Origin of the sequence: Streptomyces sp. P17 (assembly GCF_032436805.1) — a bacterium.
Classification (GTDB): Bacteria; Actinomycetota; Actinomycetes; order Streptomycetales; family Streptomycetaceae; genus Streptomyces.
Genome location: NZ_JAVRBF010000109.1, coordinates 1 through 14,563 on the forward strand (window position 1 = coordinate 1; position 14,563 = coordinate 14,563).

Sequence of the window (14,563 nt, forward strand, 5' to 3'; positions counted from 1 at the left end):
GGCCTTCCCGGCCTCCGCCGTCCGGCCCACCGCGGCCCGCTCGGTCTTCGGGGCCTTGGCCTTCCCGGCCTCCGCCGCGTCCTCGTCGATCGCCGCCGCCAGGTCGATCAGCGTGTCGTGCTGGTACATGCGGTAGATCGACACCGTCAGGCCCGCCGTCCGGGCCGCCGCCAGCACCTTGATCATCAGCAGCGAGTGGCCGCCGAGGTCGAAGAACCGGTCGTGGACGCCGATCTGTTCGACGCCGAGGACGTCGGACCAGATGGCGGCGAGGGTCTTCTCGGTGTCCGTGCGCGGCGGCACGTGGTCGGTGCCGGTACGCAGGGCGCCGCGGTCCACGGCGGGCAGGGCGCGCCGGTCGACCTTGCCGTTGGCGTTCAGCGGCAGGGCGTCGAGGGCGACGAAGGCCGACGGCACCATGTAGTCGGGCAGCCGCAGCGCACAGTGCGCGGCGAGGGCCTCCGCGTCCGGGGTCCCCCCGGCGGCCGGCGTCCAGTACGCGACCAGCCTGCGGTCCCCCGGCACCGGCTCGTGCACGGTGACGAACGCGTCGCGGACCTGGGCGTGGCCGGCGAGGACGGCCTGGACCTCGCCGAGTTCGATGCGGTAGCCGCGGATCTTGACCTGGTCGTCCATCCGGCCGAGGAACTCGACGTTCCCGTCGGCCAGTTGGCGCACCAGGTCGCCGGTGCGGTACAGCCGGGCGCCCGGGACACCGCCGTAGGGGTCGGGCAGGAAGCGCTCCGCGGTCAGGTCGGGGCGGTTCGCGTAGCCGCGGGCCACGCCCGTGCCACCGACGTACAGTTCGCCCGCGACACCGACCGGGACCGGGCGCATCGCCGAGTCCAGCACGTAGGTCGTCATGTTGGGCAGCGGGCGGCCGATCGGCACGACGTCCCGTCCGACGGGCTCGACGACCGGGAAGACCGTGGAGCCCACGGAGGCCTCGGTCGGCCCGTACTCGTTGATGAGGCGGCCCGGGCCGAGGATGTCCAGGGAGCGGTCCGCGGTCGCGCCGGGCAGCGCCTCGCCCGCGACGACGAGGACGGCGGCGAGCTCCTGCGCCTGCTCGGTGGTGAGCTGCTCGGCGAGCAGGTCGAGGTGACCGGGCGTCAGCTTGACGAACGCGTACGGCGCGCCGGCCAGCAGCGCCCGGCCCAGCAGGCCCGGTTCGGTGTCCTGCGGGACGGCGAACACCCGCTGCCCGGTGACCAGCGGCGCCCACAGGTTGGGGACGATCAGGTCGAAGGCGACCGAGGAGAACATCGGCGCACCGCCCCCGCCCTTCGACGCCAGCTCCCGGGCCGCCCAGGCGACGTGGTTGACCAGGCCCCGGTGCGGCACCTCGACGCCCTTGGGGGTGCCGGTGGAGCCGGAGGTGAAGATGACGTACGCCAGCCGGTCCAGGTCGTCGGTGCGGGTGGGCGGGGTGGAGGGCCCCGCGCCGGCGTCGGTGTCGTCCAGGAGGACATCCACGGCCTCGAAGCGGTCCGCGTACGCGGCCTGGGTGAGCGCCACCGCGGCGCCCGAGGTGCGCACGATCGCGGCGACGCGCTCGCCCGGGTAGGACGGGTCGATCGGCACATAGGCGCCGCCCGCCTTCCACACCGCGAGCAGCGCGGCGATCAGGCCGGGACCGCGGTCGAGCTGGACGGCTACCCGCGCCTCGTCGTCGATCCCGCGTGAACGCAGGGCGTGCGCGAGCCGGTTGGCGTGGGCGTCGAGTTCGGCGTAGCTCACCGTGTCGTCCCCGAGGGTGACCGCGGGGGCGTCCGGGACACGGGCCGCCTGCTCCTCGAACCGCTGGAGCACGGAGGCGGGCTCGGCCTCGTACGCCGTGTCGTTCCACTCCACCAGCTGCCGGTGCAGCTCCTGTTCGGGCAGCGGTACGAGGCGGGCGTCGCCGGTGGGGTCGGTCGCCATGGCGGTGAGGACGCCGGCGTACAGGGCGGTGAGCCGGTCGGCGTTCTCGCGTGACAGGGCGTGGGTGTGGGTGGTCATCAGCAGATAGCCGGAGACCGCGGAGACGGCCAGGCCGAACTCGGTGGCTCCCTCGCCGGAACTGTCGCCGACGTCGACGCGCTCGGTGTCGACGTGGTCGAAGTCCTGGTAGCTGAAGCGGACGTCGAGCAGCCGCTCCAGGCCCGCGTCGCGCTGGATGGCCGGCATCGGATAGCGGCGGTGCTCCCACATGCCCGCCTCGTGCGCGAAGACCTCGCGGACCAGCTCCTCCCAGCTGCGGTCGCGGTCGGCGTCGAAGGCGAACGGCAGGGTGTTGAGGTACATGCCGTACACACGGTCGGCGCCGGGTGCCTCGGGGCGGGCGCTGAAGACGAGCCCGGAGTGGAAGCGGTCCTCCTCGGTGACGAGGCTGAGCGCCTTGAGGTGGGCGGCGAGCAGCACGCTCTTGAGGGAGACCCGGGCCCGTGCGGCCAGGGCGCGCAACCCCTGCTCGTACGGCCGGAGCTCGACGGCGACCCGGAACCGCTCACGCGGGGCGCTCCGGTCGCCCGCCCAGGCGTACGGGAGGGTGAAGCGCGCGTACCGGCCGGTGACGTCCTGCCAGTGGCCGCGGTCCGATTCGGAGTCCAGGGAGCGCAGTTCGGCGGCGACGAAGTCGGCGTAGCGGACGGCGGGCGCCGGCGGCTCGGCGGCTTCGGCGTCGTCGCGGGCGCGGCGGTACTCGTCGAGGAGTTCCATCAGCAGCGCGCGGTGGCTCCAGCCCTCGGTGATGGCGTGGCAGACGGTGAGGCCGAGGCGCCAGGCGCCGTCGCCCTCGACATGCGCGGTCATCCGCAGCAGCGGCGCCTGTGCCAGGTCGAACAGGTCGGCGCGCTCGGCGGCGATGAACTGCTGGACCGCCTCGCGGCGGGCCTGCTCGTCGAGCTCTGTCAGGTCGTGGACGGCGACCGGGATGGCCGCCTCGGCGTGCACGACCTGGAGCGGCTCGGCGTACCCGTCCAGGTGGAAGGAGGTGCGCAGCAGCTCGTGCCGGGCGGCGACGGCGTCCGCGGCGGCGCGCAGGGCGTCGGCCGAGAAGGGCCGGTCGTCGTCGGTGATCCGGAACGACGACACGTTGTGGTAGGCGTGCTGGGTCTCGTCGGCGAGCATCTCCAGGACCATGCCGAGCTGCACCTGGGTGAGCGGGTAGGCGTCCACGGCGTCGGCGGGCAGCCGCCGCTCGTCCTCGTCGGTGACCATCGCGAACCGCTCGACGGGCGTGTCCACCTCGGTGCGGGCGGGGCGCCCGGTGAGGAACTCGCTCAGTTCGGCGACCGTGCGGTGCTCGAAGACGTCCCGTACGCCGATGTCGAAGCCGGCCGAGCGCAGCGCCCCGACCAGGGCGACGGCGCGGATGGAGTGGCCGCCGATCTCGAAGAAGCCGTCCTGCACGCCGACCCGCTCAAGGCCGAGGACCTGGGCCCAGACCTGGGCGATGCGCTCCTCGGTGACGGTGCGCGGGGCGACGTAGCCGTCGTCGGTCACCGGCTCCGCGGCGGGCAGGGCGCGCCGGTCGACCTTGCCGTTGGCGTTCAGCGGCAGGGCGTCCAGGGTGACGAACGCGGCCGGGACCATGTACTCGGGCAGGACGGCCGCCAGGTGCTCGCGCAGCGAGTCCACGGTGACCGTGTCCGGGGTGCAGTAGGCGGCGAGTTCCCCGTCGGCGGTCGTGACGAAGGCGTCGCGGACCTCGGGGTGGGCCGCCAGCGCCGCCTGGACCTCGCCGAGTTCGATCCGGTAGCCGCGGATCTTGACCTGGTCGTCGATCCGGCCGAGGAACTCGGTGGCGCCGTCGGCCCGTTGGCGCACCAGGTCGCCGGTGCGGTACAGACGCGCGCCGGGGACGCTGCCGTAGGGGTCGGGGACGAAGCGCTCGGCGGTCAGGTCGGGGCGGTTCGCGTAGCCGCGGGCCACACCGGTGCCGCCGACGTACAGCTCGCCGGTGACGCCGACCGGGACCGGCTGGAGCGCCGGGTCCAGGACGTACGTCGTCATGTTGGGCAGCGGGCGGCCGATCGGCAGGACGTCCGTGTCGGCGTCGGCCGGGACCGGGTGGATCGTGGTGCCGACGGAGGCCTCGGTCGGGCCGTACTCGTTGATCAGCGTCACGTCCGGGGCGAGCGCGCGCCAGCGCTCCAAGGTCGCCCGGGTGAACGCCTCGCCCGCCACCACCAGCACCGGCGCCAGACCCGCCGCCTGCTCGGCGGTCAACTGCTGGGCCAGTACGTCGAGATGCCCCGGCGTCAGCTTGATGAAGCTGTAGGGCGCCGCGGCCGTCAGCTGCTCGCCGAGGTCAGCCATGTCGACGTCCCCCGCGACGGTGTGCACGGCCTGCCCGGTGACCAGCGGCGCCCACAGGTTGGGGACGACGAGGTCGAAGGCCACCGAGGAGAACAGCGGGGCACCGCCCTCGCCTCGGGAAGCCAGCTCGCGGGCCGCCCAGGCGACGTGGTTGACCAGGCCCCGGTGCGGCACCTCGACGCCCTTGGGGGTGCCGGTGGAGCCGGAGGTGAAGATGACGTACGCCAGCCGGTCGAGGTCGTCGTCGCGCTCGGGGGCGTTGACGGGCCGGTTGACGAGCGCGTCGGCCGGCAGCGCGGTGAGGGTGAGCGCGGCGCCCGCGATCTCGCGCATGGCGGCGACGCGGTCTGCCGGGTAGGACGGGTCGACGGGCACATAGGCGCCGCCCGCCTTCCACACCGCGAGCAGCGCGGTCAGCAGGTCGGGGCCGCGGTCCAGCTGGACCAGGACGCGCGACTCGGCGCCGACACCCTCGGCGCGCAGATGGTGGGCCATCTGGTTGGCGCGGGCGTCGAGTTCGCCGTAGGAGAGCGTGCCGCCCGCGTGGCGGACCGCGACGGCCCCCGGGGTGCGGGCCGCCTGCTCCTCGAAGCGCTGGAGCACGGTGCGGGTCTCGGCCCGGTAGGCGGTGTCGTTCCAGGCGACCAACTGCCGCTCGCGCTCCCCCTCGGGCAGGAACGTGGCCCGTGCGTCGCCCTCGGGGTCGGCGGCCATCGCCTCCAGGACCTGGCGCAGCATGGCGGCGAGCCGGTCGGTGCCGGTGCGGCTCAGGGCGCGCGGCGCGGCGGTGAGGACGAGGTGGCCGACGCGGGCGGAGACACCGAGCGGGAACTCGGTGGGGCTGTCGTCGATGCTCGCCAGGTAGTCGACCTGCTCGCGGTCGACCTGGTCGAAGTCGTGGTAGCTGAAGCGCATGTCGATCAGCCGTTCGCCGTCGGCGAGGTCGCGCTGGATGACCGGCATCGGGAAGGTGCGGTGCGGCCACAGCTCGATCTCGCGGGCGAACACGGCCGCGACCAGCTCGCGCCAGGTGTCGTGGTCGCGGTCGTGGGCGAAGGGCAGCGTGTTGAGGTGCATGCCGTAGACGCGGTCGGCGCCGAGGAGCTCGGGCCGGGCGTTGCACACCAGGCCGGAGAAGAAGCGCTCCTCCTCGGTGAGCATGCTCAGCGTCTTCAGGTGGGCCGCGTGCAGGACGCTCTTGAGGGAGGCGCCCGCCTTGGCGGCCAGGGAGCGCAGCCGCTCCTCCAGGTCGTGGAAGGGCACGGCCACCCGGTAGGGGGTGCCGTCGTCGTCCGGGTCGCCGCGCCAGGGTGCGGGCACGGTGAGACGGGCGTGACCGTCGACGATGCCCTGCCAGTACGCCTTGGACTCGTCGGAGTCGAGGACGTCTAGTTCGGCGGCGATGAAGTCCGCGAAGCGCACGGCGGGCGCCTGCGTCTCGGAGGGTTCCTGGCCGTCGCGGATGCGGTCGTACGCGTCGTACTCGTGGAGAACCTCCATCAGCAGGGAGTGGTGGCTCCAGCCGTCGAGGATCGCGTGGCATTCGGTGTTGGTGATCCACCAGCTGCCGTCGCCGGCGAGGTGCGCGTACAGGCGCAGCAGCGGCGGCTCGGACAGGTCGAACAGGCGGGAGCGCTCGGCGACCGTGAACTCGCGCAGAGCTGCCTGGAGTTCGTCGCCGCTGAGGTGGGACAGGTCCCGGGCGCCGACGGGCATCTCGGCGGTGGCGTGCACCAGTTGGAGCGGCACCGAGTAGCCGGTGAGGTCGACGGAGGTGCGCAGGGCCTCGTGGCGGGCGACGACGACCGCGGCGGCCTGCTGGAGCGCGTCGAGGGAGAAGGGGCGCTCGTCGCGGATCCGGAACGAGGTGACGTTGTGGTACGGGTGCTTGCCGTCGTCGGTGAGCATCTCGACGACCATGCCGAGCTGGACCTGTGACAGCGGGTAGGCGTCGGCGAGGCCCTCGGGCAGCTTCGCCCGGTCCGCGGCGGCGATCAGGGAGAACGGCCCGACGGTGCGGGCGGCCTCGGCGGGGGCCGGGCGGCCGGTGACGAGTTCGGCGATCCGGGCGACCGTGCGGTACTCGAAGACATCGCGTACGGCGAGGTCGTAGCCGAGGGCGCGCAGCCGGCCGACGAGAGTGACGGCACGGATGGAGTGTCCGCCGAGTTCGAAGAAGCCGTCCTCGACGCCGACCTGCTCCAGGCCGAGCACCTCGGCCCACACCTCGGCGATGCGCTCCTCGGCGACGGTGCGCGGGGCGACGTATCCCGAGGCGCCGAGGGCGTCCTGGCCCGGGGCGGGCAGGGCGCGCTTGTCGAGCTTGCCGTTGGTGGTCAGCGGCAGCGCGTGGAGGGCCACGAAGGCGGCCGGGACCATGTACTCGGGCAGCTGTCCGGCCAGGTGGGAGCGGAGCTCGCCGGGGGCCGGCGCGTCCTCGCCGGCCGGGGTGACGTAGGCGGTCAGGCGCTTGTCGCCGGGGGTGTCCTCGCGGACCAGGACGACCGCGTCGCGGACCTGCGGGTGGGCGGCGAGGGCGGTCTCGATCTCGCCGAGTTCGATCCGGAAGCCGCGGATCTTGACCTGGTCGTCGATACGGCCGAGGAACTCCAGGCTGCCGTCGGGCATCCGGCGCGCGAGGTCGCCGCTCTTGTAGAGGCGGGAGCCGGGCGGGCCGTACGGGTCGGGCACGAACCGCTCGGCGGTCAGCCGCGGGCGGCCCAGGTAGCCGCGGGCCACGCCGGGGCCGCCGACGTGAATCTCGCCGGGCACGCCGACCGGGACCAGCAGGCCGTCGGAGTCCAGGAGGTGGACCCTCAGGTCGGCCAGCGGGTGGCCGACGGGGTTGCCGGCCTGCGGGTCGAGGTCGGCGTCGGTGAGCCGGTGGTAGGTGGTGTGGACGGTGGTCTCGGTGATCCCGTACATGTTGACCAGGGCGGTCCGGTCCAGTCCGAACCGGTCGGTCCACGGCCGCAGTTCGGACACCTCCAGCTTCTCGCCCGCGAACACCACCGCCCGCAGCGACAGCTCGGCGTCGGTGCCGATCAGCGCACGGAACGCGGTCGGCGTCTGGTTGAGGACCGTGACCTTCTCGCGCACCAGCAGGTCGAGGAACTCCTCCGGCGAGCGGGTCACGGCGTAGGGGACGACGATGAGCCGGCCGCCGAAGAGCAGCGCGCCCCACATCTCCCAGACCGAGACGTCGAAGGCGTACGAGTGGAACAGCGGCCAGACGTCGGCCTCGGAGAACGCGTAGTGCTCGTGGCCGCGCTGAAGGAGCCGGACGACATTGGCGTGGGTGAGGGCGACGCCCTTGGGCTTTCCGGTCGAGCCGGAGGTGTAGATCGTGTAGATCAGGTTCTCGGGGCTGCCGGGGACCGCCGGGTTCGTCTCCGGCCGGCCCTCCTCCTCGCCTTCCTCGCCTTCCCCGCCGAGGAGCAGCAGGTCCACGTCGAAGAGGTGGGCGTGCTCGGAGGTCGTCACCACGACCGGCGCCTGGGCGTCCTCGACGATGTAGGCGATCCGGTCGGCCGGGTTGGCGGGGTCCAGCGGCAGGTAGGCGGCGCCGGACTTGAGGATGCCGAGCAGCGCCGGGATCAGCTCCGGGCCACGCTCCAGGCTCAGCCCGACCAGCGTCTCGGGGCCGGCGCCGCGGGCGATCAGGGCGTGCGCGATGCGGTTGGCGCGGGCGTTGAGCTCGGCGTACGTCAGGTCGGTGCCCTCGAAGGAGACGGCCACCGCGTCGGGCGTGCGCGCCGCCTGCTCCTCGAACAGCTCGTGCACCCGGCGGGTCACCGGCTCCGGCACCTCGGGGGAACCGACGAGCAGGGCCCGCTCCTCGGCGCCGAGAATGTCGTACGACGACAAGGGCGCGGCCGGTTCGGCGGCGACGGCGTCCAGCAGCCGCAGCAGATGGCCGGCGAAGCGCTCCACCGTGGCCCGGTCGAACAGGGCGGTGGCGTACTCCAGGTGGCCGCCGAGCGAGCCGCCGGCGCCCGCGCGGACCTGGAGGTCGAGGTCGAACTTGGCGACCTTGCCGGAACCCTCGAACGGCGTGACGTCCACGCCGGGGAAGGCGAAGGCGGCGCCGCGGTCGCCGTGCATGGTGAACGCGACCTGGAACAGCGGGGTGCGGGACAGGTCGCGCTCCGGGCCGATGGCCTCGACGACCTGGGCGAAGGCGACGTCCTGGTGGTCGTAGGCGTCCAGGACCGTGGCGCGGGTGCGGGCCAGCAGGTCGGTGAAGGCGGGGTCGCCGGTCAGGTCGCCGCGCATCACCAGGCTGTTGATGCCGTAGCCGATGAGCTGCTGGAGCTCGGGGCGGCCGCGGCCGGAGACCACGGTGCCGACCGCGATGTCGGTGCGGCCCGTCCAACGGGCCAGCAGGCTCTGGTAGGCGGCCAGGAACAGCATGAACAGGGTGGAGTCGTGGCGGGCGGCAAGCTCACGCAGCCGGGCCGCGAGGGCGTCCGGGACCTGGAAGGCGACCGAGGCGCCCGCGCCGTCGCGCACCGCGGGGCGCGGGCGGTCGGCGGGCAGGTCGAGCGGGGTCAGGTCCGCCAACTGGCGCTGCCAGTAGCCGAGGTGGCGCTCGATGACCTCGCCGGTCAGCTCGGCGCGCTGCCAGGCGGCGTAGTCGGCGTACTGCACGGCGAGCGGCGCCGGGGCCGAGCCCGTGTACAGCTCGCCGAGCTCCTGCCCGAAGACGCCGGTGGACCAGGCGTCGCAGGCGATGTGGTGGAAGACCACCGCGAGCAGGTGCCCGTCGTCCGCGAGCCGGATCAGCCGGCCGCGCACCGGCCAGTCCCGGCCGAGGTCGAAGGGACGGGCCAGATCGGCCTCGACGAGCGCGCGGGCCGCGTCGTCGTCGGCGGCCGTGGACTCCTGGAGGGGCGCGGGCCGGGGCTCGTCGATCACCTGGACGGGCTCGTCCCCGTCCAGCGCGTATCGCGTCCGCAGGATCTCGTGCCGCTCCAGCAGCGCCTGCCAGGCCCGGCCCAGCGCCTCGGTGTCGAGGGCGCCGCGCAGCCTGAGGACGAGCGGCACGAGGTACTCGGGGCTGTCCGGCTCCAGACGGCTGAGGAACCACATCTGCTGCTGCCCGTACGACAGCGGCAGCGGCGCATCCCGGCCGGCGCGCGGAATCTCCGACCGCCGCCCGCCCGCGGCCCGCCGCCCGGCGAGCCGCCGACGCAGCAACTCGGCGCGCAGAGCCTCGGCGCCCGGCCCCTCGGCAAGGACACCCGAGACCGAGCTCTGCTCGACTTCCCCAGCGGCCGGGCCCTGTGCACCGCCCCCCACCCCACGCCCCACCAACTCCGCGCGAAGCGCCCCGGCATCGGCGCCCGAGACCGAGCTCCGCTCGACTTCCCCAGCGGCCGGGCCCTGTGCTCCACCCCCGACCCCACGCCCCACCAACTCCGCGCGAAGCGCCCCGGCATCGGCGCCCGAGACCGTGCTCTGCTCGATTTCCCCGGTGCTCATGCCTTGTGCTCCTTCAGCGATGCGTGGGTCGGAAAGTCCGTGATGGCGTCGCGCAGCAGCTCGGCGTCGGACAGCGCGTCGATCTGCGCCATGACGCGCTCCTCGACGGCGGCCGCGAGGCGGGCGATCGTCGGCTCCTCGAAGACCGTGCGGACGGCGAAGTCGATCTCGTACTCCTGCTGGAGGTGCGAGATGAGGCGGATCGCGAGGATGGAATTGCCGCCGATGTGGAAGAAGTTGTCGTGCGCGCCGGCCTGGACGCCGAGCAGTTCGGTCCAGATCTCGGCGATGCGCTCCTCGACCGGCCCGCTGGGCGGGATGTGCCCGTCGTCGGCGGCGGGGCGGCCCGGGACGGGCAGCGCGCGCCGGTCGATCTTGCCGTTGGCGTTGACGGGAAGGGCGTCGAGGCCGGTGAAGGTCGCCGGGATCATGTAGTCGGGCAGCCGCTCCGCGAGGTGCTCGCGCAGGGCGTCGGCGGCGACGGTCTCCGGGGTGCAGTAGGCGGCGAGTTCGCCGTCCACGGTCGTCACGAAGGCCTCGCGCACCTCCGGGTGACCGGCCAGCACCGCCTGGACCTCGCCGAGTTCGACGCGATGCCCGCGGATCTTGACCTGGTCGTCGATCCGGCCGAGGAAGGCCACATTGCCGTCGGGCAGCCGGCGGACCAGGTCGCCGGTGCGGTACAGGCGGGCGCCCGCGACCCCGCCGTAGGGGTCGGGCAGGAACCGTTCGGCGGTCAGGTCGGGGCGGCCCGCGTAGGCGCGGGCGACGCCCGTGCCGCCGACGTACAGCTCGCCGGTGACGCCGACCGGGACCGGCTGGAGGGCCGCGTCCAGGACGTACATCGTCATGTTGGGCAGCGGGCGGCCGATCGGCAGGACGTCCGGGATGCCCTCGGTGCCGTCGGCCGGGACCGGGTAGACGGAGGTGCCGACGGAGGCCTCGGTCGGGCCGTACTCGTTGATCAGCCGCATGTCCGGGGCGAGTTCGCGCCAGCGCTCCAGCGTGGCCCGGGTGAACGCCGCGCCCGCCACCACCATCACCGGCGTGAGCGCACCCGCCTGCGACGGGCTCAACTGATGGGCGAGGACGTCGAGGTGACCGGGGGTCAGCTTGATGAAGCTGAACGGCTCGGCTTCCGCGAGCCGCTTGCCCAGCTCGGACATGTCGGTGTCCTGCGGCAGCAGGAACAGCCGCTGGCCGCTGACCAGCGGCGCCCACAGGTTGGGGACGACCAGGTCGAAGGCGACCGAGGAGAACAGGGCGCCCCCGCCGTAGTCCTCGCCGGCCAGCTCGCGCGCCGCCCAGGCGACGTGGTTGACCAGGCCCCGGTGCGGCACCTCGACGCCCTTGGGGGTGCCGGTGGAGCCGGAGGTGAAGATGACGTACGCCAGCCGCTCCAGGTCCCGGGTGCGGGCGGGCGCGGTCGCCGGGCGGGCGGCGATCTCGGCGGCGTCGGCGTCGACCAGCACCGGCCGGGCGCCGGAGTCCTGGAAGCGGTGGGCGTAGGCGGCGGAGGTGACCGCCGTGCGGGCCCGGGCCGCCGTGCACATCGCGGTGATGCGGTCGGCGGGGTAGGACGGGTCGATCGGGACGTAGGCGCCGCCCGCCTTCCACACCGCGAGCAGCGCGGTGACCAGCTCGGGCCCCCGGTCCAGCAGCACGGCGACCCGCGCCTCGCAGCCCGCGCCCCGGGTGCGCAGCTGATGGGCGAGACGGTTGGCGGCGGCGTCGAGTTCGCCGTACGTCATGGTCCGGGTGCCGCAGGTCAGCGCGGTGCGCTCGGGTTCGGCGGCGGCCTGTGCCTCGAACAGCTCGAAGACGGCCTTGTCCGCGACGGGGTAGGCGGTGTCGTTCCACTCGGTCAGCAGCCGGCCGCGCTCGTCGGCGGTCAGCAGGTCGACCGTGCCGAGCGGGGTGCCGGGGGCGGCGGAGACCCGCTCCAGCAGCGTCAGGAAGTGGCCGGTCATGCGCTCGGCGGTGGCGCGGTCGAACAGCGAGGTGGCGTACTCCAGGACGCCGTCGAGCGCGCCCTCGGGGGTCTGCCGCATGAACAGCGACAGATCGGTCTTGGCGACCTGCCAGGCCTCCGTGAACGCGGCGAGGTCGGCGTCGGCGGTGACGACACTGGTGACGCCCTCGCTGTGCAGGTCGAAGGCGACCTGGTAGAGCGGGGTGCGGGACAGGTCGCGCTCGGGCTGGAGCTCGTCGACGAGCCGCTCGAAGGGCAGCTCCTGGTGGACGAGGGCGGCGCGGGCCGCGTCCCGGACCCGGCCGAGGGCCTCGGTGAAGCTCACCTCGGGGCCCAGACCGCAGCGCACGACCAGCGAGTTGAGGAAGAACCCGACCATGTTCTCGGTCTCGGGCCGGGTGCGGCCCGCGACCGGGGTGCCGACCGGCACGTCCCACTGGCCGCTGTAGCGGGCGACGAGGGTGGCGTAGGCGGTGAGCAGCGTCATGAACGGCGTCGCGCCCTGCGCCCGCCCCAACTCGGTGAGCCGCTGGGCGAGTTCGGGGGCGATCCGGAACGGCACGACGGCGCCGCGCGGGTCGCGGACAGCCGGGCGGGGCTTGTCGGTGGGCAGGTCGGTCGGGGTGATGCCGTCGAGGGCCGTCCGCCAGTGCGCCAGCTCCCGCTCGATCACCTCGTCGGTGAGGCGGGCGTGCTGCCAGGCGCCGTAGTCGGCGTACTGGAGGGCGGGCGAGGGCAGTCGGTCCCCGGCGCACAGGGCGCGCAGCTCCCGCTCCAGCAGCACCGTGGACCAGCCGTCGCAGGTGATGTGGTGCAGGGTGAGCAGCAGCAGGTGGTCCTCGCCCGGGATCCGGACCAGCAGCGCCCGCCACAGCGGGCCCTTTGCGAGGTCGAAGCCCCGCTCGAACTGCTCGCCGAACAGGGCGGCCACACCCTCGGCGGTGGTGTCCGCCACCCGCAGCTCGACGCTCTGCGCGCCGGGCGCGTCGATGACCTGGCGCGGCTCGCCGCCCTGGCTGATGCAGCGGGTGCGCAGCGGCTCGTGCCGTGCGGCCAGCGCGTCGAGGGCGGTGTGTACGTCCTCGGCGGCGAGGGTGCCGGGCAGGCGCAGGAAGAGGGGGGCGACCCACTCGGGGCTGCCCGGGTGCATCCGGTCCAGGAACCAAAGGCGGCGCTGGCCGGAGGACAGGGGCAGTTCCCCGTCGCGGGGGACGGCGACGAGGGCGCCGGTCTCCTCGGCCGGCTTTCCGATCAGCCGGGCCTGGGCCTCGACCGTCGTCGCCGCGAACAGACCGCGCAGGGACACCTTCTCCCCCGACGCGCCGCGCAACCGTGCCGCGAGCCGGGTCAGTTGCAGGGAGGTGCCGCCGAGCGCGAAGAAGTCGTCGTGGGTGCCGACCCGGTCCACCCCCAGCAGCTCCGCCCAGACCCCGGCGACGAGTTCCTCGGCGGCGTCGCGCGGGGCGGTGAAGGCAGCCGGCTTCCCGGCCTCGGCGATCTCCTCGGCGGAGGGCAGCGCCGCCCGGTCGACCTTGCCGCTCGGCAGCAGCGGGAAGGCGTCCAGGACGTGGAAGAGCGCGGGCACATGGCTCTCCGGCAGCCGCTCGGCGAGGAAACCGCGCAGTTCGGCGGTCTCGACGGTCCCGGTGAGGTGCGCGGCGAGGCGCTTGCCGCCGTCCTCCGCCGGGTACGCGACGACGACCGCGCCGGTAACCTCGGGGTGCGCGGCGAGCGCCGCCTCCACCTCGCCGGGCTCGATCCGGACGCCGTTGACCTTGACCTGGTGGTCGAGGCGGCCCAGGTACTCCAGGGTGCGGTCGGCCCGCCAGCGCACCTGGTCGCCGGTGCGGTACAGCCGGGCGCCGGGCTCGGTCGCGTACGGGTCGGGCACGAAGCGCTCGGCGGTCAGGTCGGGGCGGCCGACATAGCCGCGGGCGACACCGACCCCGCCGGCGTACAGCTCGCCGGGAACACCGACCGGCACGGGCGCGAGGCCGGCGTCCAGGACCAGGACGCGCATACCGGGCAGCGGGCGGCCGATGGGCACCGGGCCCGTGGTGAGCGCGGGGTCGACGAGCTGGGCGGTGACATCGATGGAGCACTCGGTGGGGCCGTAGGTGTTCCAGACCTCAAGTCCGTCCCCGGCCTTCTCGCGCAGCCGCGTGACCAGCTCGGCGTGCAGGGCCTCACCCGCCGAGAACAGCAGCCTGAGCGAGCCGCAGCCGCTGAAGTCGCCCTCCTCGACGAGGAGCCGCAGCACCGACGGCACGACCTGCAGAACGGTGACGCCGTGGTCCGCGACCGCGCGCAGCAGCGCCGCCGGATCGCGTTCGGCGCCCGCCGGGGCGAGCACCACGGCGGCCCCGCTGACCAGCGGGGCGAAGATCTCCCATACGGCCGCGTCGAAACCGATGGTCGTCTTGAGCAGCACGCGGTCACCGGCGCCGAGCGCGTGCCGCTCGGCGGTCCAGCCGACGCGGTTGGCGATTCCGGCGTGGGTGACGGCGACGGCCTTGGGCTTGCCGGTGGAACCGGAGGTGAAGACGGCGTAGGCGACGCCCGCGGGGTCGGCGACGGGCGGCTCGGGCCCGTCCGTGGCCGGCTCGCCCGCGGGCGGCGTGAGGTGCCGCGCCCCCGCCTCCCGTACGACCGGGGCCAGTTCGGGCCCGGCGAGGACGAAAGCGGCCCCGGCCTCACGGACCAGGCCGGTCAGGCGCGCGTCCGCGGGCGGCTCGCCCGCGGGCGGCGTGAGGTGCCGCGCCCCCGCCTCCCGTACGACCGGGGCCAGTTCGGGCCCGGCGAGGA

General features: G+C 74.1%; 2 protein-coding genes. Both read right to left on the reverse strand.

The annotated features are described in order from the left end of the window. Positions 1 to 9,786, reverse strand: a 9,786-nt coding sequence (locus RMT89_RS38350) for a non-ribosomal peptide synthetase (protein ID WP_315888392.1), incomplete at its 3' end; no start/stop codon positions are given. After that, on the reverse strand, positions 9,783 to 14,563 hold a 4,781-nt coding region (locus RMT89_RS38355; RefSeq protein WP_315888393.1), incomplete at its 5' end, for a non-ribosomal peptide synthetase. The genes RMT89_RS38355 and RMT89_RS38350, both read right to left, overlap by 4 nt.